The 21,807-nt window shown below is 39.2% G+C and carries 25 protein-coding genes; 2 read left to right on the top strand and 23 right to left on the bottom strand.

Annotated features, from left to right (window positions below; all coding sequences use genetic code 11):
• Positions 1 to 23: 23 nt before the first annotated feature.
• From rbr to bsdcttw_RS04360, 4 genes are all read right to left on the bottom strand, one after another.
• On the bottom strand, positions 24 to 563 hold the full coding sequence (rbr, locus tag bsdcttw_RS04375; protein ID WP_185258188.1) for a rubrerythrin: 540 nt from the start codon (positions 561 to 563) through the stop codon (positions 24 to 26).
• 160 nt (positions 564 to 723) lie between these two features.
• Complete coding sequence (gene rd, locus bsdcttw_RS04370) at positions 724 to 879, bottom strand: rubredoxin (protein WP_073275358.1); 156 nt, start codon at positions 877 to 879, stop codon at positions 724 to 726.
• 94 nt (positions 880 to 973) lie between these two features.
• Complete coding sequence (locus bsdcttw_RS04365; protein ID WP_330602368.1) at positions 974 to 2,017, bottom strand: 2-hydroxyacid dehydrogenase; 1,044 nt, start codon at positions 2,015 to 2,017, stop codon at positions 974 to 976.
• Between the two features lie 15 nt (positions 2,018 to 2,032).
• On the bottom strand, positions 2,033 to 2,518 hold the full coding sequence (locus bsdcttw_RS04360) for a methylglyoxal synthase (RefSeq protein WP_185258187.1): 486 nt from the start codon (positions 2,516 to 2,518) through the stop codon (positions 2,033 to 2,035).
• A gap of 448 nt (positions 2,519 to 2,966) precedes the next feature.
• Between bsdcttw_RS04360 and bsdcttw_RS04355 the strand changes: the two genes are divergently transcribed.
• Positions 2,967 to 4,334, top strand: coding sequence for a citrate/2-methylcitrate synthase (locus tag bsdcttw_RS04355; RefSeq protein ID WP_185258186.1), 1,368 nt, complete (start codon positions 2,967 to 2,969; stop codon positions 4,332 to 4,334).
• A 63-nt stretch (positions 4,335 to 4,397) separates the two neighbouring features.
• Here bsdcttw_RS04355 and bsdcttw_RS04350 read toward each other — a convergent pair whose 3' ends face one another.
• The 15 genes from bsdcttw_RS04350 to bsdcttw_RS04280 form a co-directional block, all read right to left on the bottom strand.
• Positions 4,398 to 4,664, bottom strand: a complete 267-nt coding sequence (locus bsdcttw_RS04350) for a GlsB/YeaQ/YmgE family stress response membrane protein (RefSeq protein WP_185258185.1) — start codon at positions 4,662 to 4,664, stop codon at positions 4,398 to 4,400.
• A 4-nt stretch (positions 4,665 to 4,668) separates the two neighbouring features.
• Positions 4,669 to 4,881: a CsbD family protein gene (locus bsdcttw_RS04345; RefSeq protein ID WP_185258184.1), complete on the bottom strand. Its 213-nt coding sequence runs from the start codon at positions 4,879 to 4,881 to the stop codon at positions 4,669 to 4,671.
• Positions 4,882 to 5,155: 274 nt separating this feature from the next.
• On the bottom strand, positions 5,156 to 5,947 hold the full coding sequence (locus bsdcttw_RS04340; RefSeq protein WP_185258183.1) for an acetyl-CoA carboxylase carboxyltransferase subunit alpha: 792 nt from the start codon (positions 5,945 to 5,947) through the stop codon (positions 5,156 to 5,158).
• A gap of 50 nt (positions 5,948 to 5,997) precedes the next feature.
• Positions 5,998 to 6,882, bottom strand: coding sequence for an acetyl-CoA carboxylase, carboxyltransferase subunit beta (gene accD / locus bsdcttw_RS04335; protein ID WP_185258182.1), 885 nt, complete (start codon positions 6,880 to 6,882; stop codon positions 5,998 to 6,000).
• A 121-nt stretch (positions 6,883 to 7,003) separates the two neighbouring features.
• The gene (locus tag bsdcttw_RS04330; RefSeq protein ID WP_185258181.1) at positions 7,004 to 8,371 is read right to left on the bottom strand and encodes an acetyl-CoA carboxylase biotin carboxylase subunit; all 1,368 of its coding nucleotides are present in this window, start codon (positions 8,369 to 8,371) and stop codon (positions 7,004 to 7,006) included.
• An 85-nt stretch (positions 8,372 to 8,456) separates the two neighbouring features.
• Positions 8,457 to 8,879: a 3-hydroxyacyl-ACP dehydratase FabZ gene (fabZ, locus tag bsdcttw_RS04325; RefSeq protein WP_185258180.1), complete on the bottom strand. Its 423-nt coding sequence runs from the start codon at positions 8,877 to 8,879 to the stop codon at positions 8,457 to 8,459.
• 69 nt (positions 8,880 to 8,948) lie between these two features.
• Positions 8,949 to 9,371 (bottom strand): acetyl-CoA carboxylase biotin carboxyl carrier protein, encoded by a 423-nt coding sequence (accB, locus tag bsdcttw_RS04320; protein ID WP_185258179.1) that lies wholly within the window; start codon positions 9,369 to 9,371, stop codon positions 8,949 to 8,951.
• A gap of 48 nt (positions 9,372 to 9,419) precedes the next feature.
• Positions 9,420 to 10,661, bottom strand: a complete 1,242-nt coding sequence (fabF, locus tag bsdcttw_RS04315; protein ID WP_185258178.1) for a beta-ketoacyl-ACP synthase II — start codon at positions 10,659 to 10,661, stop codon at positions 9,420 to 9,422.
• A 186-nt stretch (positions 10,662 to 10,847) separates the two neighbouring features.
• Positions 10,848 to 11,588, bottom strand: a complete 741-nt coding sequence (fabG, locus tag bsdcttw_RS04310; protein WP_185258177.1) for a 3-oxoacyl-[acyl-carrier-protein] reductase — start codon at positions 11,586 to 11,588, stop codon at positions 10,848 to 10,850.
• Positions 11,575 to 12,507, bottom strand: coding sequence for an ACP S-malonyltransferase (fabD, locus tag bsdcttw_RS04305; RefSeq protein WP_185258176.1), 933 nt, complete (start codon positions 12,505 to 12,507; stop codon positions 11,575 to 11,577). The genes fabG and fabD overlap by 14 nt, the downstream gene beginning before the upstream one ends.
• 5 nt (positions 12,508 to 12,512) lie before the next feature.
• On the bottom strand, positions 12,513 to 13,463 hold the full coding sequence (gene fabK / locus bsdcttw_RS04300) for an enoyl-[acyl-carrier-protein] reductase FabK (RefSeq protein WP_330602367.1): 951 nt from the start codon (positions 13,461 to 13,463) through the stop codon (positions 12,513 to 12,515).
• Positions 13,464 to 13,694, bottom strand: a complete 231-nt coding sequence (gene acpP / locus bsdcttw_RS04295) for an acyl carrier protein (protein ID WP_185258175.1) — start codon at positions 13,692 to 13,694, stop codon at positions 13,464 to 13,466.
• A 61-nt stretch (positions 13,695 to 13,755) separates the two neighbouring features.
• A complete protein-coding gene (locus tag bsdcttw_RS04290; protein ID WP_185258174.1) occupies positions 13,756 to 14,175 on the bottom strand; it encodes a hypothetical protein in 420 nt (139 codons plus the stop codon).
• 72 nt (positions 14,176 to 14,247) lie between these two features.
• Positions 14,248 to 14,826, bottom strand: a complete 579-nt coding sequence (locus bsdcttw_RS04285; protein WP_185258173.1) for an RNA polymerase sigma factor — start codon at positions 14,824 to 14,826, stop codon at positions 14,248 to 14,250.
• A gap of 67 nt (positions 14,827 to 14,893) precedes the next feature.
• Positions 14,894 to 16,381 carry a putative glycoside hydrolase gene (locus bsdcttw_RS04280; RefSeq protein ID WP_225903788.1) on the bottom strand — a complete coding sequence of 496 codons (1,488 nt, stop codon included), beginning with the start codon at positions 16,379 to 16,381 and terminating at the stop codon, positions 14,894 to 14,896.
• Between the two features lie 348 nt (positions 16,382 to 16,729).
• On the opposite strand from bsdcttw_RS04280, the gene bsdcttw_RS04275 reads away from it, so the two are divergent.
• Positions 16,730 to 17,080 (top strand): helix-turn-helix domain-containing protein, encoded by a 351-nt coding sequence (locus bsdcttw_RS04275; RefSeq protein WP_185258172.1) that lies wholly within the window; start codon positions 16,730 to 16,732, stop codon positions 17,078 to 17,080.
• 138 nt (positions 17,081 to 17,218) lie between these two features.
• On the opposite strand, the gene bsdcttw_RS04270 is transcribed toward bsdcttw_RS04275, so the two are convergent.
• The 4 genes from bsdcttw_RS04270 to bsdcttw_RS04255 all read right to left on the bottom strand — a co-directional run bounded on the left by bsdcttw_RS04270 (position 17,219) and on the right by bsdcttw_RS04255 (position 21,764).
• Positions 17,219 to 18,886: a methyl-accepting chemotaxis protein gene (locus bsdcttw_RS04270; RefSeq protein ID WP_185258171.1), complete on the bottom strand. Its 1,668-nt coding sequence runs from the start codon at positions 18,884 to 18,886 to the stop codon at positions 17,219 to 17,221.
• A gap of 178 nt (positions 18,887 to 19,064) precedes the next feature.
• On the bottom strand, positions 19,065 to 20,366 hold the full coding sequence (locus tag bsdcttw_RS04265) for an O-acetylhomoserine aminocarboxypropyltransferase/cysteine synthase family protein (protein WP_185258170.1): 1,302 nt from the start codon (positions 20,364 to 20,366) through the stop codon (positions 19,065 to 19,067).
• The gene (locus bsdcttw_RS04260) at positions 20,356 to 20,994 is read right to left on the bottom strand and encodes an ABC transporter permease (protein WP_185258169.1); all 639 of its coding nucleotides are present in this window, start codon (positions 20,992 to 20,994) and stop codon (positions 20,356 to 20,358) included. Before bsdcttw_RS04260 ends, bsdcttw_RS04265 begins: the two co-directional genes overlap by 11 nt.
• The gene (locus bsdcttw_RS04255) at positions 20,994 to 21,764 is read right to left on the bottom strand and encodes an ABC transporter ATP-binding protein (RefSeq protein ID WP_185258168.1); all 771 of its coding nucleotides are present in this window, start codon (positions 21,762 to 21,764) and stop codon (positions 20,994 to 20,996) included. The genes bsdcttw_RS04260 and bsdcttw_RS04255 overlap by 1 nt, the downstream gene beginning before the upstream one ends.
• Positions 21,765 to 21,807: the final 43 nt, after the last annotated feature.

Genomic DNA, 21,807 nt, shown 5'->3' with positions numbered 1-21,807 from the left:
GTACAAACGGCGCAAAAAATCTATTAATAGTTTGTTGCCAGTATTCTAAAATATGCCTGAGGATGTTCACAGACAGGACATTTTTCCGGAGCTTTTTTACCAATATGGATATGTCCGCAGTTGCTGCACTGCCATACAGTGTCTCCATCCTTTGAGAATACCAGGCCATCCTCTAAATTAGCCAGTAATTTTCTGTATCTCTCTTCGTGTTCTTTTTCAATTTTAGCTACATTTTCAAATAACCAAGCTATGCGGTCGAAACCTTCTTCCTTTGCTTCTTTTGCAAATTCCGCATACATCTGTGTCCATTCATAGTTCTCTCCAAATGCAGCATCCGCAAGGTTCTGCTTCGTATCACCGATGCCCTCATGAAGAAGTTTATACCAAATCTTAGCATGTTCTTTTTCGTTATTTGCTGTCTCAAGGAAGAGCTCAGCAATCTGCTCGTAACCTTCTTTTTTCGCCTTGGATGCGAAATATGTGTATTTGTTCCTAGCCTCGGATTCGCCTGCAAAGGCTGCTTTTAAATTTGCTTCTGTCTTTGTTCCTTTTAATTCTTTCATATGTATTCCCGTTGCACATTACAGTCTTTATCATTGTAATTTGCACCGCTGCCATATTGAGGCATCCTTTCTCTATCAATTTTTCATTCGCACAGGTTTATACACATTGAAAAAAAGAGCACATACTTATAGCAAGCAAGGGCTCTTTTTCCTATGTCAATTAATCAATTGGTGTAAATGAATCTTTGCTTAAACCACATACAGGGCATACCCAATCTTCCGGAATATCCTCCCATGCAGTTCCGGGTGCAATACCACCATCAGGATCACCTGTTTCAGGATCATAAATATAACCGCAAGGACACTCGTACTTCATGTAAAACACCTCCTTCAATTTGTTTTCTATCTATTTAACTATTGTATAAAGCACCTAAATTATAGCATAAAATGAAATTGATTACAACCTTGATTTAGAAGCATCTGTTCTTTTCGTTCTTGTCACAATGGTCAATTTTTGTACAACGATAACAAATTTCATTGGGAAGACCTTCCCCTGAGACAAAAGCTTTTATGTTTTGAAGAGTCACTTCTGCAATATTGCTAAGAGCTTCTTTTGTCAAAAATGCCTGATGGGAAGTTACAATGACATTCGGCATTGAAATTAATCCTGAAAGAATGTCATCCTTTATAATCTCACCGGACAAATCTTCATAGAAGAATTCTGTTTCTTCTTCATATACATCAAGTACTGCACCGCCCAGCTGTTCTTCCTTAATAGCATGGAGCAGATCTTCGCTGTTTATCAAAGCACCTCTTGAAGTATTAATAATATAAGTCCCTTTCTTCATCAGATTTAAGGTGTCCTTATTAATCATATGCATTGTATCTTTTGTAAGAGGGCAATGAAGAGAAATGATATCGGAGTTCTTACATAATTCTTCCACCGAAACATAATGCAGTCCCAATCCCTCCATTGGATATGGGTCATAGGCCAATATCTCCATCCCAAAACCTTTGCAGATGTCAATAAAAATCCTCCCTATCTTTCCGGTTCCAATAACTCCCATGGTTTTACCATGCAAGTCAAAGCCGGTTAAACCGTTCAGGCTGAAATTATGTTCTTTCGTTCTATTATAAGCGCGGTGGATCTTTCGGTTTAAGGTAAGCAAAAGAGCCATAGCATGCTCTGCTACTGCATAGGGAGAGTAAGCCGGAACTCTGACAACATGGATCTTATTAAAAGCTGTTTTAAAATCTATATTATTATAGCCGGCACAACGCATGGCTATCAGTCTTACGCCTTCATTATAAAGGATATCAATTGTTTTTGCATCAATCGTATCATTTACAAAAGCAACAACAATTTCATAGCCTCTGGCCATAATTGCTGTATGAGCATTTAACTTCGGTTCAAAATAATCAATTTCAAATCCAAACTGTTCTTTATACTGATCAAAGTAAGTCTTGTCATAAGGCTTTGTATCAAAAAAGCATATCTTGCTTATAGTAACCACACCTCTCTGCCGTTTTTACTTTTCTTCCGTGAATTTCTCAAGTCTTTCCTTCATATTTTTGTTGAAGTTTTCAACTTTCCTGTCATATTCCTCATTCATTAGAGTGGAAGCAAGAAGAAAATCTGCTGTTGCAAGATTATTTGCAATGGGAATATCATATACCACCGCAATTCGAAGAAGCGCTTTCACATCCGGGTCATGAGGCTGGGATTCCAGAGGATCCCATAAAAAGACTACAAAATCAATTCCGCCTTCTACAATTCTGGAACCAATCTGCTGGTCACCACCTAAGGGACCGCTGTTATAACCTCTTACCGGAAGGCCTGTCTGATCAGATATCAGTCTGGCAGTGGTTCCGGTGCCGCAGAGAAAATGGTTCTTTAGGATTTCCTTGTTTTTGTCAGCCCATTTTACCAATTCCTGTTTTTTGCCGTCATGTGCAATTAAGGCAATGTGTTTGGTTTTTCCTATTTTAAAATAAATGTAATCGTCTAATAGCATGCTGCCTCCTGTCAATTTTTATGCATAGAAGTCATAAATTTTATATTATTCTTATTGATACTACCTCTCTATCATACTTGCTTTGCCATAAAAATGCAATGGCATTCTCAGCAGAAGTTTATGAGGAATGTACAAGCCTCTGGCCTTGGTATATCACTATTAATTTCCAGTTTAGCGACATTTATGTGGAGCTATTCTCTTTTTGTAAACAGGTTTGTTAAGCGAATGTGGAAGAGATGCGAATGAAAATGTATAATTATTAACAGTTTAGTATTAGTTTTTAACTGTACCTCCTTGTGATCTTTCCCTATTTGTGCTAATATATTAATTATTATCTGACTATGTATTATGAATTTAATTAAGAAGACTTCTTCCCTACTTGAATTTATACTTTATTATGCAAAATAATACATAGTGTTACAGGAAATATCACCCAAAGGAGGCTGTTATGAATACTACGAACTTTGCAAACATTACACCTGAGATTATGGCACTTTCTGATTTATGCACGAAGCACAGTGTAATTGATCCCTCTCTTTATTCAAAATATGAAGTAAAAAGAGGACTGAGGGATGTAAGCGGTGCCGGCGTTTTAACTGGCTTAACTGAAATTGCGGATGTCCGCTCCCATGCAATCATAGAGTCGGAATACGTTCCTATTGAAGGACAGCTTTTTTATAGGGGAATTGATGTAAAACAGATTGTACAAGGCTTTATTGAGGATAATCGCTTTGGTTTTGAAGAGGTTACATACCTATTGTTGTTTGGTGTTCTTCCAAATAAAGCAGAGCTTGACAACTTTCAGAAGCTTCTTACCGAGTATCGCTCCCTTCCTACCTCTTTTGTCCGGGATATTATTATGAAAGCTCCCAGTAAAGATATGATGAATACTCTTGCAAGAAGTGTACTTACACTATATTCCTATGATGATAAGGCCGACGATATATCACTGCCCAATGTCTTGCGCCAGTCACTGCAGCTTATTTCCCTGTTTCCGCTGCTGTCTGTTTACGGATATCAGGCATACAGCCACTATCATGACGGTCAAAGCCTATATATACACACACCCGACCCGAATCTCTCCACTGCCGAGCTGATACTGCACCTCCTGCGCCCGGACAGTAAATATACCCCTTTGGAAGCTAAAATACTGGATGTGGCTCTGGTACTGCATGCAGAACATGGCGGCGGTAATAATTCTACTTTTACGACCCATGTGGTAACCTCTACCGGCACAGATACTTATTCCTCTGTAGCGGCTTCTTTAGGCTCCTTAAAAGGTCCAAAACACGGCGGTGCTAACATCAAGGTAATTCAAATGTTTGAAGACATGAAAAACGAATTAAACGATTGGGAAGATGAAGATGCCGTTCGCGGTTATTTAACCGCACTCATCAATAAGAATGCCTTTGATAAATCCGGACTTATCTATGGTATGGGGCACGCTGTTTATTCTATTTCTGATCCCAGAGCTGAACTGTTCAAAGGCTTTGTAGAAAAGCTTTCCGAAGAGAAGGGCAGAAAAAAGGAGTATATGCTTTATAGTATTGTTGAGAAACTGGCTCCGGAAGTTATTGCCAAAGAACGCCAGATTTATAAAGGTGTAAGTGCTAATGTGGACTTTTACAGCGGCTTTGTATATAGTATGCTGGATCTTCCACTGGAACTTTATACCCCTATTTTTGCGATTGCCAGAATTACCGGTTGGAGCGCACATCGACTGGAAGAATTGATTAACGCTGGTAAGATTATCCGACCTGCCTATAAGAACGTATCTAAAATAAAAGGTTATACTAAGATTAGTGATAGAACATAATACTTTATCAAAATAGAAGGAGCTTTTCACAAATAAATGTGAAAATGCTCCTTTTAAAATGAACTATTCTTTTTGTTTAAAGAGGCCTATGATAAAAAGTAATATTACAGCACCAACGATAGATACAATAAAACTCCAGATATTCAAGCCCGTTGCAGGACCCCAGCCGAATATACCGGCAAGCCAACCGCCGATGAAAGCACCTACGATACCAACCAGAATATTCATTCCGGCGCCCATCTGACTGTCTTTTTTCATTATCTTACTGGCTATCCAACCGGATATACCTCCAAGGATAATCCAAACAATTATATTGCTGATTTCCGGCATATCATCACCTTCCTCTCTCGTTTTTTATTTTATCAATAATTCCATTAGCTTTATTAGCAGCCTTTTCTTTTATTTCTTCCCCTTTTTCACTGATTTCACTCCCCATAACCTGAAGCTTTCCCTTAAGCTCCATCTGGTCGGAGTGAACCATCTTCCCTGCGGTCTCTTTTATCTTGCCGGACCACTGGTTTAGTTGATTATTTATTTTATTATCCATATCTACTTCTCCTTCCTTATCCTTAGTATGTTATAAAGAGTTGTAAAAAATACAGGAAAAGAAAGGATGGTGTTTAATAAAATTTTATAAACGTCTAAAATTGTCTTATTAAAAAAGCTAAAAAGATCAAAATCCAGATCTTTTTAGCTTTCCCTTATATTGCATAGATATATTATATCTTTATATTATTTTTATATTATTTTTTATATTGTTTTTTATATTATTTTTTTATATTATTTTTTATATTATCTTTTATATTATCTTTTAGAGATTATTACATATTTCGAAATCTATCATACCTTTGTGAAGTGATTTCTTCTATACTTTTTTCTTTGTAGGTATGAAGGAACTGAAGGATATCTGCTTTTAATCCATCTGTAATATTCATTATATTCATCAGATTGACCGGTTCTTCTTCTGGTATAATCTTCTCAATTATTTTTAATTCTTTTAAATCCTGCGCAGTAATCTTCATAACCTCTGCGGCTTCAGAAGCCTTTTTGCTGTCTTTCCAAAGAATAGAGGCAAAACCTTCCGGGGAAAGTATGGAATATACTGCATTCTCAAGCATCCATACTTCATTGGCTACAGCCAGAGCTAAGGCTCCGCCGCTTCCTCCTTCACCGGTTATGATACTTAGAATAGGGACTTTTAAACCGGACATCTCAAACAGGTTTCTGGCAATTGCCTCTCCCTGCCCTTTTTCCTCCGCTTCAATGCCAGGAAAAGCTCCCGGTGTATCTACAAAACAGATGACAGGTCTGTTAAATTTCTCTGCCTGTTTCATAAGCCTTAAAGCTTTACGGTAACCAGAAGGATTTGCCATGCCATAGTTTCTTCTGACGTTTTCTTTTATTGTACGGCCTTTTTGCAGACCGATAACAGTAACATACATTCCTTCTATTACAGCTATTCCGCCGGTAACGGCACCATCATCTCTTCCTTGCCTGTCTCCGTGAAGTTCTATGAATTTATTAAAAATACCACTTATAAAGTCAAGACTTGTTGGTCTCTCATTTCCTCTTGCTATTTCAACACGTTCCCATGCTGTGAGTTCGGCTGCCATGTTTTCTACTCCCTTTCTTGCCTTTCTTTGAATCTGAGTTTAAATTCTTGCTATATTTCTGAAATCTGCACGCTCCTGATAAGGAGAGACAAAGTCTGTTTTAATTTATTCCGCTTAACCACCTTGTCAATAAATCCATGCTCCAACAGAAATTCAGCACTCTGAAAGCCTTCCGGGAGTTTTTGGCCTATGGTCTGTTCGATTACTCTTGGCCCTGCAAAACCAATTAAAGCACCGGGTTCCGCCAGAATAATATCTCCGAGCATAGCAAAACTTGCCATAACCCCTCCTGTGGTAGGGTCCGTTAAAATAGGAATATATAAAAGTCCGGCATCATCATGTTTTTTTATTACACCGGCTGTCTTTGCCATTTGCATTAATGATATGATACCTTCTTGCATTCTGGCCCCGCCGGAACAGCAGAAAAGTATAACCGGCAGTCTTTCCTTGGTGGCTGTTTCTATCATACGGGTGATTTTTTCGCCTACGGTTTCTCCCATACTGCCCATTAGAAAAGTAGAAGCCATTACTCCAATAGCCACTTCCATTCCTTCGATGGTTCCTTTACCGGTAGCGATTGCATCATCCAGGCCGGTAGCCATTCGAAGATGATTCAATTTATCTTCATATCCAGGGAAATGAAGCGGATCACTTACCGGCAGGTTAACATCCCACTCTGTAAAGCTTCCTGTGTCCAGCACCATACTAAGTCTCGTCCTTGGGCTAATACGGAAGTAACTGCCGCATACCGGACAAATATAGTAGTTCTGAACTACATCTTCAAGATAGACTATTTCATTACACTTATCACATTTATCAAAAAGACCTTCCGGTACCTGTGCATCGTAAAGGGAGTCTTTCCGTTTTTTATCCTGGGTGAGTTTTCTTTGCTCCCCGTTTACAGCAAGATTCTTTTTAAACATTTCCTTTAACATGATGACCTCTTTCTTAGATCGCTCCTATTGCTATTCTGCGCCTCAAGAGAATGCCTGCCACAAGATTATGCCGAGGATTTCGCAGGCATAATCTAAGTGAATTATTATTTTCAATAATTCACTACACGGCTTTAGACATTTCTTTTTTGTCTTTTAGCAGTTTTTCCACAAAGGCTGTATCTGTATTTCCTTCTTTAAAATCTTCTTGATTTATAAGAGTATATAAAAAGTCCAGATTCGTATCAATACCTTCAATTACAAGCTCACCAAGTACTCCCTGCATCTTTCTGATTGCCTGTTCTCTGTCATTGTCATGCACCATGAGCTTCACTAAAAGGGAATCATAAGCTGACGGAATCTTGTAGCCGGCATAGAGAGCGGAATCTACCCGCACACCATTTCCTCCCGGAAAATGCAAAGAGGTAACCGTACCGGGACAAGGCATGAAATCCTTTAGAGGATTCTCTGCATTGATTCTGCATTCAATTGCATGACCTTTAATTACTACGTCCTCCTGGGATATTGACAGCGGTCTCCCTTCTGCAATCTTTATTTGCTCCTTTATCAGGTCTATGCCTGTTACCAGTTCGGTAATACCATGTTCTACTTGAATTCTGGTATTCATTTCAATAAAATAGAATCTGTTCTGGTTATCCATAATAAATTCAATGGTGCCCGCATTCTGATAGCCTACTGTTTTAGCTGCTTTTACCGCTGCTTCACCCATTGCTTTTCTGAGTTCGGCTGTCATATGATGAGCCGGAGCCTCTTCGATTAACTTCTGATGTCTTCTTTGAATAGAACAATCTCTTTCACCAAGATGTATTACATTGCCGTAATTATCAGCGAGAATTTGAAATTCAATATGTCTGGCACCTTCTATATATCTTTCGATATAAAGAGTATCATCACCAAAGGAGTTCTTTGCTTCCTGGCCGGCTGTCTCAAAAAGCTTTACAAATTCCTCTTCTTTCCGAACAATACGCATGCCTTTTCCACCGCCGCCGGCACTGGCCTTGATAATAACCGGATAGCCAATATCTGCTGCGATTTTCAAGCCTTCCTCTGCTGAAGCTACTGCCTGTTTCGTTCCGGGAACTACCGGTACACCTGCTTCGATCATAGTTCTTCTGGCTTCTGATTTGTTACCCATTCTATCAATAACATCTCCCGTAGGACCGATAAAAATGATACCGCATTTTTTACAAAGATCGGAGAATCTGGAGTTTTCCGATAAAAAACCAAATCCGGGATGTATTGCATCAGCACCTGCTGCACAGGCTGCGCTAATAATTCTGTCCATCTTCAAATAGCTGTCTTTTGAAGGTACAGGCCCAATGCAGATAGTTTCATCTGCTAGTTGGGCATGGAGGGCATCTTTATCGACATCCGAGCAGATGGCTACTGTGGATATGCCCATTTCTCTGCAGGCACGTATTATCCGCACTGCGATTTCTCCTCTGTTGGCAATTAAGATTTTACTAATCATTGCAAACCTCCGTATTATGCGCTTTTGTGCGCAGAGTATTTTTTACAGTGAAATTTCTTTTTTTTGATTCCACGCTGGTTCTAACCTAACTTATAGCAAATATAAGCTCCGCTTCTGCAAAAATCTTCTTACCATCAAAGGCTTTTGCAGTGGCAACTCCAATATTTCCTTTGCTTTTTATCAGTTCTACTTCTAAGGTCATTACATCCCCAGGTATTACCTTATTTCTGAATCTGGCTTTATTAACTCCGCCAAAGTATGCATTTTTTCCTCTGTTTTCCTCCAGGGAAAGGCAAACTACCGCTCCGACCTGCGCTAATGACTCTAATATTAAAACTCCCGGCATAACAGGTTCTTCCGGAAAATGCCCTGTAAAATAAGGTTCATTATAACTAACACACTTTTTTCCTACGGCACGTTTGCCGGGTTCCAATTCATCGATTCTGTCAATTAATAAAAAGGGACTTCTTTGGGGTATGATCTTCTTTATCTCGTTTATATCTAACATTATCATTCCTGCTCTTTCGCTTCTAAGCTGCCTGTTCAGATTCAGTTACCAGTACTATTTCTGTTTATCTTATAGTGGCTTAAGATATATCAATGCCTGACCATATTCCACCATATCTTTGTTGTTAACTTCAATCCGTTCTACAATGCCGTCATATTCTGATTCAATCTCGTTCATAAGCTTCATGGCTTCTATAATACCAACTGCCTGCCCTTTTTTTACCCTGTCGCCAACGTGTACAAAAGGGTCGCTTTTCTCTGATTTAGCTGTATAAAAGGTACCTACCATGGGAGACTTAATGATTAACAGATTTTCATCCTTTTTGGCCTCAGATACCTCTGTTACTGGTATGCTTCCACTTGTAACTACCTCGGTCTTAATAACTCTATCGCACTCAAGCTCTAGTGACACCTCGTTGTCTTTATAGCGGAACGCTGTTACATTACTTGCTGAAACCGCTTTAATCAATTCAAGAATTTCTTCTTTATTCACAGGTTTCCTCCTAATTTCAGGCTTAAAATTATGCCTCTTACTTGATAATCAATCATTTTTGTATTTCTTTACAAGAAGACTTCCGTTATGCCCGCCAAATCCTAAGGAGTTTGATATGGCATAATTTATCACTCTGTCCGTTACCGGATTCTTAGCATAATTCAAATCAAGTTCTTCATCCGGAATTTCATAACCTGCTGTAGCATGAACATAATTCTCCATTACGGATTTTACACATACGATGAATTCCACTGCTCCTGCTGCACCAAGCATATGTCCTGTCATTGACTTAGTAGAATTTACTACCGCCTTGTAAGCATGATCTCCTAACGCCAGCTTAATAGACATGGTTTCATAAAGATCATTGTGATGGGTACTGGTTCCATGGGCATTGACATAATCCACATCCTCAGGGGTAATTCCAGCTTCTTTTATAGCCAGTGTCATAGCTCTTGCAGCACCTTCACCATCTTCAGAAGGAGAAGTAATATGAAAAGCATCACAGGTAGCACCATAACCGGCTATCTCAGCCAGGATAGTAGCTCCTCTGTTAACCGCATGTTCATAGGATTCCAATACAACAACTCCTGCACCTTCACCCATAACAAAGCCGCTTCTTTCTTTATCGAAAGGAATAGATGCTCTCTTGGGGTCAGTCTGAGTAGTCATAGCGGTAAGCGCTGAAAATCCTGATACTCCGATGGGGCTGATAGCTGCTTCCGTACCACCGGCAACCATTACATCCGCTTCGTTACATTGAATGTATCTCATAGCTTCTCCAATGGAATGGGTTCCAGTAGCACAAGCTGTAACCACGTTAGTACATTTTCCTTTCAGACCAAATTGGATTGCAACGTTTCCGGCAGCCATATTGGATATCATAAGTGGAACTAATAAAGGAGCAATTCTTTTAGGACCTTTTTCTAAGAGCTTCGTATGTTCTCTTTCCACAGCCTGTAAGCTTCCGATACCGGAGCCTACACAGACACCTATTCTGGTTGCATCTTCTTTTTCCATATCAAGTCCGGCATTTTTAATTGCTTGACCTGCTGCAGCCACTGCATATTGGCAGAAATCCTCCATACGTTTGGCAGCTTTCGGATCCATATATTCCTCTGCATGAAAGTCCTTAACCTGTGCTGCTAATTTAACTTTATACTCTGTGGTATCAAAATAAGTGATAGGTGCAAATGGAATCCTTTGCTCCTTAATTCCCTGCCAGAAATCTTCTATATTATTACCGATAGGTGATATAATTCCCATACCAGTTACAACTACACGTTTACTCATTTTAACTCCTTTCGTGAGAATCAAATCCCTGATCTGATACTCATAGGTTCAGCTATGCCTATCCAACGCGGCTCATTTTCCCGCTCAGAATATCCAAGGCACTAACATCTATGTGAAAATTGTCTCTTCGTTTTTACACTAACCTCAATGCTATTAATCATTGTAACAACATTTATATGCTTTTGTTTAAATTCCCATACCGCCATCAACGGATAACACCTGACCGGTTATATAAGAAGCTTTATCCGATGCCAGAAACAGAACGGCTTCTGCAATATCAGAACCCTCTCCGAATCTCTTTAGGGGAATCACCTCAAGTGCCTTACTCTTGATTTCCTCTTTCAGATTAACCGTCATATCAGTATTGATATAGCCGGGAGCTACTGCATTAACATTTATACCTCTGGATGCCAATTCTTTTGCCAGGGTCTTTGTCATACCAATTACTCCTGCTTTTGCCGCGCTGTAGTTTACCTGTCCGGGATTGCCATGAATTCCGGAAATGGAGGATATATTAACTATTTTACCGTATCTTTGCTTTAACATCACACGGGAGGCCTGTTTCAGACAATAGAAAACACCCTTTAAATTTGTATCAATCACCTGATCAAATTCTTCATCACTCATCTTTAAGATAAGATTATCTCTTGTAATACCTGCATTATTAACCAGGATGTCAAGTCTCTTATATTCCTTCAAAATGAATGCAAACATATTCTCTACATCTGCAGACACAGATATATTACCCTTTAGAAGAACTGCTTCTCCGCCTTTCTCCTTTATCTCCTCTGCTGTTTGTCTTGCGGCTTCTTCTGAGCCATTATAATTAATAATAACTGTGGCACCGCTTTCTGCCAGAGCAAGAGCAATCGCTCTGCCGATACCTCTACTTCCGCCAGTTACCAGTGCAATCTTACCCTCTAGCATGTATTGTCTCCTTTAGCTTCTCTAGATCTGTTGTTTTTTCTATATTAACAACGATAGCTTCTTTCTCTATCTTCTTAAGAAAACCTGCCAGTGTCTTACCCGGACCAATTTCAACAAAAAGGTCAACTCCCTCTGCCAAAAGAGTACGCACGCATTCTTCCCATCTGACAGATGAATACACTTGACGTGATAAACTCTCTCTTATGGTGTCAGCGTTTCTTACAACTTTCGCATCTATATTTGCGGTGTATGGAATAACAGGTGAATTCACCTGAACCGTACTCAATTTCTCGAGAAGAGCTTCTCCTGCTTCTTTTAACATAGAAGAATGAAAGGGTCCGCTGACATTTAAAGGAAGAACACGTCTAGCTCCTGCCTTGGTCAACTCTTCCGACATCTGTGCCAGAGTTTCCTTTTCTCCCGATATTACAATCTGACCCGGACAATTATAATTCGCTATTCCTACTGCTCCCTGTGCTTTTACTAAAACCTCTTCTATCACCTTTGTATCAAGACCAAGAACCGCTGCCATACCGCCTTTACCTCCTGGGACAGCGCTCTCCATCAATTCTCCCCTTGCCTTCACAAGCGGAATACCTTCCTCGAAGGATATAGCACCCGAAGCTATGACCGCCGGATATTCGCCAAGACTAAGACCTGCATAATAATCTGGCAGGAAGCCAAGCTCTTTGACCGCAGCCAGCATGGCTAAACAAGTTACCGCCATAGCCGGCTGTGTATATCTTGTAATATTTAACTGTGGATTTTCTTCAAAACAAAGATTCTTTATATCCATACCAAGAAGTTCTTCTGCTTTATCATATATTTCTTTTGAAGTATTAAAATTATTATAGAAATCTTTTCCCATGCCGGCATATTGAGTGCCTTGACCCGGAAATATAAAAGCTGTTTTACCCATAGAACTTATAACCATCCTTTTTTGATTGCACTGACAGCTTCTGAGATCATTTCTTCCATAATCTCTTTACAGGACTGTTCTTTGGATACAAGTCCTGCTATCTGTCCTGCCATAACGGAACCTTCCGTTATATCTCCTTCCATTACCGCTTTTCTTAATGAACCAAGAGTTAAAAGTTCTAATTCCTCAAAACTTTTCCCTTCTTGTTCCAATTTAAGGTAATTTCTGGTCATGTTATTGCGCAGAGCTCTTACCGGGTGTCCGGTGGAGCGCCCTGTTACAATAGAATCAATATCTTTTGAACTTATGATACGTTTTTTATAATTATCATGTACAATGGATTCATGGGATACTACAAAACGAGTTCCCACTTGGGCTCCTTTTGCACCAAGCATTAAGATTGCCGCAAGACCTCTGCCATCCCCCACTCCGCCTGCTGCTATAACCGGAATAGAAACTGCATCTACAATCTGTGGGATCAATGCCATGGTGGTTAATTCCCCGATATGTCCTCCGGCTTCACAGCCTTCTGCTACCAGCGCATCAGCACCGCTTCTCTCCATCCTCTTTGCCAGTGCTACTGAGGCTACCACCGGAATTACAATAATTCCGGCTGCCTTCCAGTCTTTTAGATATTTCTCGGGATTGCCGGCTCCTGTTGTTACTACCGGAACCTTTTCCTCAATAACAACCTGGGCAACCTCAGAAGCATTTGGGCTTAGAAGCATAATGTTAACGCCGAAGGGTTTATCTGTTTTTTCTTTTGCTTTTCTGATTTCATTTCTGACAACATCTGCAGGAGCATTTCCGGCTGCAATAATTCCAAGCCCTCCTGCCTCCGATACACCGGCAGCCAGATTATGTTCTGCAACCCATGCCATACCACCTTGAATAATTGGATACTTTATATGGAGCAGGTCACAGATATTTGTATGCAATGCCGACTCTTTTTCCATTTATTCCACACCCTTATTCTTAAGATAAGTAATTAAGTCTCCTACTGTTTCCATGGTATTTAAATCTTCTGAAGGAATTTCGATATCATATTCCTCTTCAACAGCCATAATTAATTCAAATAATTCAAGGGAATCTGCTCCTAAATCTTCTTTAAAAGATGAACTTTCGCTGATTGTACTGCTCTCTACTGTAAGCTGTCCTGCAATGATTTCAATAATTTTTTCTAACATATTTTATTTGTCCTCTCGTTCCGCCGCTTATCTCTAATCTGCCGGCATTATAATTTTATTTTTAGTAGCTTATCTGCATTTTCTTTAATGCACGTTTGATAAACTTTCTCCTCTTTATTATTACAAGAAGGAGACCTATTATTACAACAAGTGCTGCAATTACTGCTGATATCAATTTAAAGATATTTGAAATACCACGTTTAAATACACGAATGGAAAAATCGAACTCCGAACTATTATCATCCTTCGTTTGATTGATATCCTCGTTCTTTTCATCAAAATCTTTTGAGAACTCTTCCCAGTGATCCATAAGAATACTGTCACTTAGGTTTTCTTCTTTTTTATAGATTGACCTTACATAAAAATATGCTCTTTTAAAGATGTTCCCTTTTTTGTTTCTAAAATCTCTTTCTGTGAAATTCTCATTTAATGCGGCTGCATCCAGTTCGCTTAACATGTTGATAAGTGTTTGTTCATTCATACTGTTACCTCCCAGCTAATTCCTGTCCATATCTTTCGATCATCAGACTGCAGGCAGTCTGCAGGTCTTTTTTTACACCGGACCTTCTACCCATCTTAATTTTTGATCAAAGGTAAGCTTCATTTTACTTCGTAGTCTCGATAACCTGCTGTCAATAGCTGTGACACTCATCTTCATTGCTTTTGCTATATCCTTAGAGGATTGCAGATAATAATACCTGCGCAAGACTAACTCTCTGTCTTTTTTGTCCAGTTCCTTGATTATTTCATTTAAAAGATTGATATCCTCTTTACGAAATATCTGGCTCTCTACATTTTGACTTTGGTCAACGTAGTACTGGGCAATATCCGAAAAGTCATCATTGTATTCCATTCCTTCTCTGCGGCTTAAGTCCCGAAGCTTATTTATTGCTGTGTTTCGGACAATTACCTTTAGATATGTTTTTAAGGAGGCTTTTTCCATGTCATAACGTTCTATATGCTTCCATAGCTTCATGTAGGTATCATTTACACATTCTTCAATGTCTTCCCAACGTCCGCCCAGAATCGTACCCGCAATATGGATTAAAAGCCTTTCATACTTTTCAGACAATTTTAATAAACCCAAATCATTCTTTTCATAAAGCAGGTTTACTATTGCCTCATCCTTCAAGTTATTAGCCTCCTTTCACATGCTCCCATACTTATACACGATAAAAATAATAATCTTGCAAAAGAATTTAATTTTTTTCTAAAGCTGTTTTTGTATAGTTATTACTGCCATTCCATAACAGCCATTCTGTATAGCCCGCATCATAAACCGCTTTAATCTGATCTCTTATCTCAGCTGTCCCATACTTAATATGATGCGGTACCCAGGTTGCGGTAAAATCCTGCAGCCAGGGCCTCACGATTGCCAGCTTCTTACCGGAAGATTTTTGATTCTTTTGTAATACTTCCTCTGATTTTTTTAGTGCTGCCAGAATTGTCTCATAGGGTTTCGTATCCGGATAGGAAATCCCAAAGGAACCTTCTCCATAATGGGAGGGGTATATCATAGGGCAGATATAATCCAGGTATTCTGCCATTTTCACATAATCCTGTCCAACGATTTCAGCATCCACCTTACTATCAATAATGGTACCAAAGACATCTGCTGATACCTTTACCCCAAGGGGCTTTAAACTGTCACAGGCATACTTGGTGAATTCACTGATAGCTTCTGTCTTAGTCTTACCCTTTGCCTCCGCTCCAAAGTTCACCTGCTTCATGCCTGTATCTGTAGAAAAGCGAATATAATCATATTGAATTTCATCAAAACCTAAATCAGCAGCCTCTTTTCCGATGTCCACCAGGTAGTCCCAAACTTCCTTTTTGTAAGGATTGACCCAGCGGTCCCCGTTCTTATCCTGAAAGATGGTTCCGTCTTTTTTCTTTAAACATAAATCCTTTCTTTTCTTTGCCAGCAACGGATCTTTAAATGCAACAACCCGGGCAATCAGATAGACTTTATTTTCTTTTAATTTCTTTATAAGTCCGGGCATATCATTAATATAAGCTGCGTCTGCACCGATTTCTTTTGCCAGAGGCTGGTCCATCTTATAGGTAATCTCCCCGTTGTCATTCTTAACATCGATAACCATTGCATTAAGCTCGGTATTATCGGCTAAAGAAATGAAATCTTTCATATAATCAGATATACCTGCTCTATAACCGGATACATAAATACCTTTGACCGGTTCTATTTCAGCATTTGTTTCTGACCCTGTTTCTGATCCATCTGCATCCTCTCCGGTTACAGGCCGCTTAACCGAACCTTCGGTGGTTTCTTCTGTAGATTTCTTCCCCTCCTGCTGCAAATCTTTATTCTCTGCAGATGATTTTACATCGGCAGCCTCCGTCGGTGTTACAGACTTTTGTATATTGTGTTCAATAGGGTCCTGATTATTATCAAACACTTCATGTGATGACCTGGTATCCGCTGCTGTATCCTTACTGTTGCCAGCTTTTACATTATTGTTATCATCTTGCAGCAGTCCTTTGTCTACAACTTTCTTATTGATATTAAACTGGGGAAGGGTTATCACATGTAAATATTGCATAACAGGAACAGATGCCAACAAGAAGAATAGTACTATTGCAATAACTGTTATATACGTTTTTCTCTTTTTTCTGTTCTTCCTGTTTCCGTCTTTTTCGTATTTAATATATAAGTCTTTTTTCTTCATAATTATCTTTTGTTCTCCTCCCAATTATACCCAATAAATAGTTGCATAATTTATATTATCAATTAAATCTCTCATTTGTATGGAAAGTAATTGCTTCCTACTTCCTACTCTCATTATATCGCTCCTTTGAGAGCATTTCATTATATTTTCTGTTTTTCTTCCCGAAACATACGCAGTAATTCAAGTAATCTGCAGAAAATTAAAATTCTTGTCTTTTATTAGTATTATCGGGCAATTCTCAGCATTTTGAGTATTTTAATTTGACACTTTCTTAATATAGATATATAATTTTATAAAAATAATAGTTACTAATGTTACCAATTGCATTTCAGGGGGGAGAGATATAATATGTCTTTTAATGACCGTCTTAAATTCTTGCGCCAGAAATTCAAGTTAACACAGGGAGAACTGGCAGCAGTTATAGGTATAAGACCCAGCGCCGTTGCTAATTACGAAGCAAAGAGAAATGAACCTTCTTTTGATAAGCTTATAGCCCTATCCGATTACTTTAAAGTATCCTGTGACTACCTGTTAGGTGTCTCTGATAACACTCTGCGTATCGGTTATGGTGATTTTGTGAATGAAACTGCTGATTTCATCAAAAGATATAATGAATTAATTCCTGATAATAAAGAAGAATTAAATAATTATTTAGATTATTTACTATATAAGCAAGAAAATCAAAACCAGTTACAATGATAAATGATTCGTTTTGCTGTATCAAAAAACAGTATGGTTTTCATCACTCAAAACCATACTGTTCCTATTATTACACACTACTATAATTATTACTATTAATGAACTGTTATGAAACAGCCTATCTTTAAAGTTTTGTTATTATAATTCAAATTGAGCTATAAGCTCTGAAAGCTTAGCAGATATATTCTGTAATTCTTTTGCAGAAAGGGTTATATTATTAAGTCCTTTATTCTGACTTTCCAGAGATGCTGTTATTTCCTCCGTAGCTGCACTGGATTCCTGTGCAACAGAGGAAATATCACCGATAAGTTTTACTGTTTCTTCTTTTTTTCCATGGACCGCTTTCATATCTGAGTCAATTACCTGCAATTGATTTAACGCTGAATGTACTGCTTCTAAAATACTTCTAAAGGATTCGCCTGCCTCTCTGGAAGCATCATTCGTAAGGCTTACTGTCTGTATTCCCTTTTCCATAATATCAACGGTTTGTGAAAAAGCCAGCTTCACCTCTTTTGAGATATTATCTATCTCCAGGACAGAGTGTGTGGTCTGTTCCGCTAATTTACCAATCTCTTCTGCAACTACCCCAAACCCTCTGCCCTGTTCCCCGGCTCTTGCGCTTTCGATTCTGGCATTCACTGCAAGCAGATTGGTTTGATCTGCGATTGCCTTGATAACGGATGTTACATTTACAATAGTACCAAGCTTAACAGCAAGTTCATCAAGCTTATCTTTTATCTCACCAATGACTTTTCCGTTACTGTCTACCTGATTGTGAAGCTCTTTTTGACACAGGCTTCCCTGTTCACTTACAAGTTTTATATTCTCCATGCTTCCTTGAGTAGCAGCCAGATGACCATAAAGAGAATTAATCTTATTGGCAAGAACATTCATATTATCCAGTCCTGATTGCGAATCATCTGCCAACCCTGCCGCTCCGCAGGCTAACTCTTCTGAAACCTTTGATATTTCCATTGATAAACGGGAATTTTCATCCATTGAAGTATTTAACTCATTGACATTATCAAGTACCTGTAAAGAATTCTCTTTTATTCCCTTTACTAATTGCACCAAGTTCTCCCTCATGGAATCCAGAGCGATACTAATATCACCAATTTCATCCTTACTCTGTATCCTGGCGCTCTTTCGAAAGTCACCAGCTGCATATTGCTTAATATTCTCTGATATCAGTGAGACAGGTTTTAGTAATCCATTTGAAAATAAAATGCCCAACCCTGCTGATATCACTATGATAATAAGGGTCACCAATCCCATAAGAAGAGAGGAGGACTGGATTTCAGAATACATCGACACCAGTGATATGCCAATATTTAAAGAGCAGGTTTCCTTGTTATATTCAAACTCAGTGGAAATATTATAAACTGTAGTACCATCCGGCATAGTCAGTATGCTTCCGGTCGCGGAAGTTTTTTTAATGTCTTTCCCCCCAGTCCTGCCAACTGTAGCTGAGGATACTCCATCCACATCATTACCGGAATCCTCAATAATCTTATCATCTGTCAAAAAGACTTCCGCCTTCGAGTTTGACAATGAAATATATGTAATATTTCCGTTTCCTTCTTCTTTTATTTCTTTGAACATTTTCTGCATGTCAGATAAGTCTGTAATATTATTTTTTATCAGTTCTCTCTTAATGGTAGTAATAAGAGTCTGCCCGTCACTTTTCATCTGGACCGTGACAGCTCTCTTCATTACAAAAAAAGAAACAGCCATATAGGACAGGCCGCAAATAATAACCAGTAATACAATAAAGAAACTAATTTTTTTACGCAATGATAACCGCACTTTTTTATCCTCCCTTTACAATGATTTTACCTAGGAGCAACGATAAAATCAAGCTAATTCTCTGTTTTATAACCTATTTATACTATATTCGACAAACAAAATGCAAAAATAGGCCGGACATTGTGTCCGGCCTGGCAGTAATACAATAATGCTATATTTAACATATGAAATCTTCTTCCTATTCGACTGAATCAAGTGCCTGCTTTAAATCTGCAATCAGGTCCTCTGCATCTTCTATTCCGATGGAAAGACGTAGGGTATCCTCGTAGACACCAGCCTTCTCTCTCTCCTCTGCTGTTTGGCCAAAATGAGTGGAAGTAGCTGAATGTACAATCAGAGATTTGGCATCACCCACATTTACCATATAGTCAAATACTCTCACCTTCTCGAGTACTGTCTTTGCCGCATTTAATCCTCCTTTTAACCGAATAGACAGGATAGCACCCGGCCCCTTGGGGAAATACTTCTTTGCCAGTTCATAATAAGGGCTGTTAGAAAGACCAGGGTAATTTACTGCAAGAACTTGAGGGTGAGTGCTTAGGAACTCTGCCACCTTCTTTGCATTCTGCGTATGACGTTCCATACGAAGAGAAAGAGTCTCCATTCCCTGTAACAGATAGAATGCAGAGGTAGGTGAAAGATGTGATCCCAAATCTGTCAGATATCGTATTCTCAGCCTTTTCGTAAAGATCGAGCGATTAAGTTCTGCTTCTCCAATAGAGTTTTTGTATTCCTCATAGAAGGCTTCGAATTGAGGGAATTTACCATTAAACCAGTTAAAACCTCCTTTTTCCACCACAAGCCCTACAATGATGGTACCATGACCGGACAGATATTTGGTCGCCGAATAGCAGATAATATCCGCACCATAATCAAAAGCTCTTAACAGATAAGGAGTAGCAAAAGTATTATCAATAATCAAAGGAATTCCGTTTTCATGGGCAAGGTTAGCCACTGCCTCAATATCAACGATATTCATCCCTGGATTACCAAGGCTCTCTATGTAAATTGCCTTTGTTTTCTCATTGATAACCTTCTTATAGGATTCGATATCATTTTCATTCTCAACGAATCTTCCCTGTATACCATATTCCGGTATTATCTTATTTAAAAGAGTAGTACTTCCGCCATAGAGGGTCGAAACAGCAACAATTTCATCTCCTGCTCTGGCTATATTTAAGAAAGTGTTTGAAATAGCTGCCATACCGGAGCTTAAAGAGAGGGCAGCACTGCCACCTTCCAATGACGCTATTCTTTTCTCAAGGACATCATTGGTAGGGTTTGAGAAACGCACATAGGAATGCCCTTCTTCTGAGTATTCAAATAATCTGGTACAACGGTCGAAATCCCCCAGCTCAAAGGCTGCTGTCTGATAGATAGGAACTGCCTTTGAACGGTAATGTTCCGCCGGATTATATCCTGCATGGAGCTGTCTGGTCGTAAACCCTAGTGAATTATCCTTGTATGCCTCATAACTCATATTGATACCCTGCCTTTTTATAGAGATATTTTTCTAATGTCCTAAGTAATATATCTGCCACCAATGCGATACCGGCGCAGAAAATGGTTCCCCAAATAATTTTATAGGAGTTCATGGTTCGTAATCCGTCAAATAGAATCCTGCCCAGTCCTCCGGCATGTATCGTTGCAGCAATGGTGGCAATTCCTATGGTTGAGATTACTGCCAAATGAATTCCTGCCATAATTACCGGCAGGGCAAGAGGAATCTGCACCTTATAGAGCCTTTGCCAATCACTCATTCCCATGCCTTTTGCTGCTTCCATTACTGCTGCGTCCACACCTCGTAAGCCTGAAATATTATTGCGAAGCAGCAGGAACTGGTTATACAAGACCAGCACGAAGATAGCTGTCTTTTCACCAATCCCCATCAAAGGAATCAGCAAAGAAAATAAAGCCAGACTTGGTATGGAATACACTACTCCAAACACCTGAAGAATAATATTTGAGATAAGCTCTGACCGTATTACCAGTATGGTTATCGCAAAGGCTAGAATAACGGATAGTGCCAGTGTGATTCCAACAATCTTTAAATGCTCTATGAGGGCAGTAAAGAGTTTATCATGATATTTAAAGAAATACTCAAACATCAAATTCCTCCCCCATCTGTTATAAAGTACTGCTTACTTGCCGAGCGGATTAACGACTCTACAAATTCATCAGCCGGATTCTTAATAATCGCTTCCGGCGTATCAAACTGTTTTACCTGCCCTTTATCCATAATAAGAACCCTAGTACCTAACTTAAAAGCTTCATTAATATCATGGGTAACAAACAGAAAAGTTTTTTGGGAAGCCTCATGAATTCTTAGAAGTTCATCCTGCAGCTTTTCACGGTTAATAGCATCAATTGCACCAAAAGGTTCGTCTAAGAGCATAAGGGAAGGGTCTGCCGCCAGAGCTCTTGCGAGGCCAATTCTTTGCTGCTGCCCTCCTGATAACTGGGACGGATAGCGATCTTTAAATTCCTTATAGTCCAGATTCACGAGACGGAATAATTCTTCTTCCCTTTTCCGTATCTTTTCCTTATCCCATCCCAGAATCTTTGGCACAGTCGCGATATTATGATAGATTGTCATGTGAGGAAATAGTCCTACCTGCTGAATTACATAACCAATACTCCGCCTTAGCTTTACCGGGTCCATCTCCTGTATATTCTGACCGAATAATCTTATCTCTCCGCTGTCGGGCTCGTAGATTCGGTTAACCAGCTTTAAAAGTGTGGTTTTGCCGCAGCCGGAGGTTCCAAGGATAGTTACCAGCTCACCTTCCCTAATGCTTAGATTCACTTCATCCAGAGCCATATAATTGGAGCCTTTAAATTGTTTATTTATATGAATAAATTCAGCAGCGATATTCATTCTATCATCCTCATTCCTGCACATGGTTTTGTTTAATCAGATC

It is taken from the genome of Anaerocolumna chitinilytica (assembly GCF_014218355.1).
In the GTDB taxonomy this organism is placed as follows: Bacteria; Bacillota; Clostridia; order Lachnospirales; family Lachnospiraceae; genus Anaerocolumna; species Anaerocolumna chitinilytica.
Note: the sequence above shows the minus strand (reverse complement) of the source record. Positions and strands in the feature narration are given on the sequence as shown.

Coding starts and splice junctions, on each gene's coding strand:
- rbr (WP_185258188.1), bottom strand. CDS start 563: ATGAAAGAATTAAAAGGAACAAAGACAGAAGCAAATTTAAAAGCAGCC.
- rd (WP_073275358.1), bottom strand. CDS start 879: ATGAAGTACGAGTGTCCTTGCGGTTATATTTATGATCCTGAAACAGGT.
- bsdcttw_RS04360 (WP_185258187.1), bottom strand. CDS start 2,518: ATGCTATTAGACGATTACATTTATTTTAAAATAGGAAAAACCAAACAC.
- bsdcttw_RS04355 (WP_185258186.1), top strand. CDS start 2,967: ATGAATACTACGAACTTTGCAAACATTACACCTGAGATTATGGCACTT.
- bsdcttw_RS04350 (WP_185258185.1), bottom strand. CDS start 4,664: ATGCCGGAAATCAGCAATATAATTGTTTGGATTATCCTTGGAGGTATA.
- bsdcttw_RS04345 (WP_185258184.1), bottom strand. CDS start 4,881: ATGGATAATAAAATAAATAATCAACTAAACCAGTGGTCCGGCAAGATA.
- bsdcttw_RS04340 (WP_185258183.1), bottom strand. CDS start 5,947: ATGGCAGCCGAACTCACAGCATGGGAACGTGTTGAAATAGCAAGAGGA.
- accD (WP_185258182.1), bottom strand. CDS start 6,882: ATGTTAAAGGAAATGTTTAAAAAGAATCTTGCTGTAAACGGGGAGCAA.
- bsdcttw_RS04330 (WP_185258181.1), bottom strand. CDS start 8,371: ATGATTAGTAAAATCTTAATTGCCAACAGAGGAGAAATCGCAGTGCGG.
- fabZ (WP_185258180.1), bottom strand. CDS start 8,879: ATGTTAGATATAAACGAGATAAAGAAGATCATACCCCAAAGAAGTCCC.
- fabF (WP_185258178.1), bottom strand. CDS start 10,661: ATGAGTAAACGTGTAGTTGTAACTGGTATGGGAATTATATCACCTATC.
- fabG (WP_185258177.1), bottom strand. CDS start 11,588: ATGCTAGAGGGTAAGATTGCACTGGTAACTGGCGGAAGTAGAGGTATC.
- fabD (WP_185258176.1), bottom strand. CDS start 12,507: ATGGGTAAAACAGCTTTTATATTTCCGGGTCAAGGCACTCAATATGCC.
- fabK (WP_330602367.1), bottom strand. CDS start 13,463: ATGGAAAAAGAGTCGGCATTGCATACAAATATCTGTGACCTGCTCCAT.
- acpP (WP_185258175.1), bottom strand. CDS start 13,694: ATGTTAGAAAAAATTATTGAAATCATTGCAGGACAGCTTACAGTAGAG.
- bsdcttw_RS04290 (WP_185258174.1), bottom strand. CDS start 14,175: ATGAATGAACAAACACTTATCAACATGTTAAGCGAACTGGATGCAGCC.
- bsdcttw_RS04280 (WP_225903788.1), bottom strand. CDS start 16,381: ATGAAGAAAAAAGACTTATATATTAAATACGAAAAAGACGGAAACAGG.
- bsdcttw_RS04275 (WP_185258172.1), top strand. CDS start 16,730: ATGTCTTTTAATGACCGTCTTAAATTCTTGCGCCAGAAATTCAAGTTA.
- bsdcttw_RS04265 (WP_185258170.1), bottom strand. CDS start 20,366: ATGAGTTATGAGGCATACAAGGATAATTCACTAGGGTTTACGACCAGA.
- bsdcttw_RS04260 (WP_185258169.1), bottom strand. CDS start 20,994: ATGTTTGAGTATTTCTTTAAATATCATGATAAACTCTTTACTGCCCTC.
- bsdcttw_RS04255 (WP_185258168.1), bottom strand. CDS start 21,764: ATGAATATCGCTGCTGAATTTATTCATATAAATAAACAATTTAAAGGC.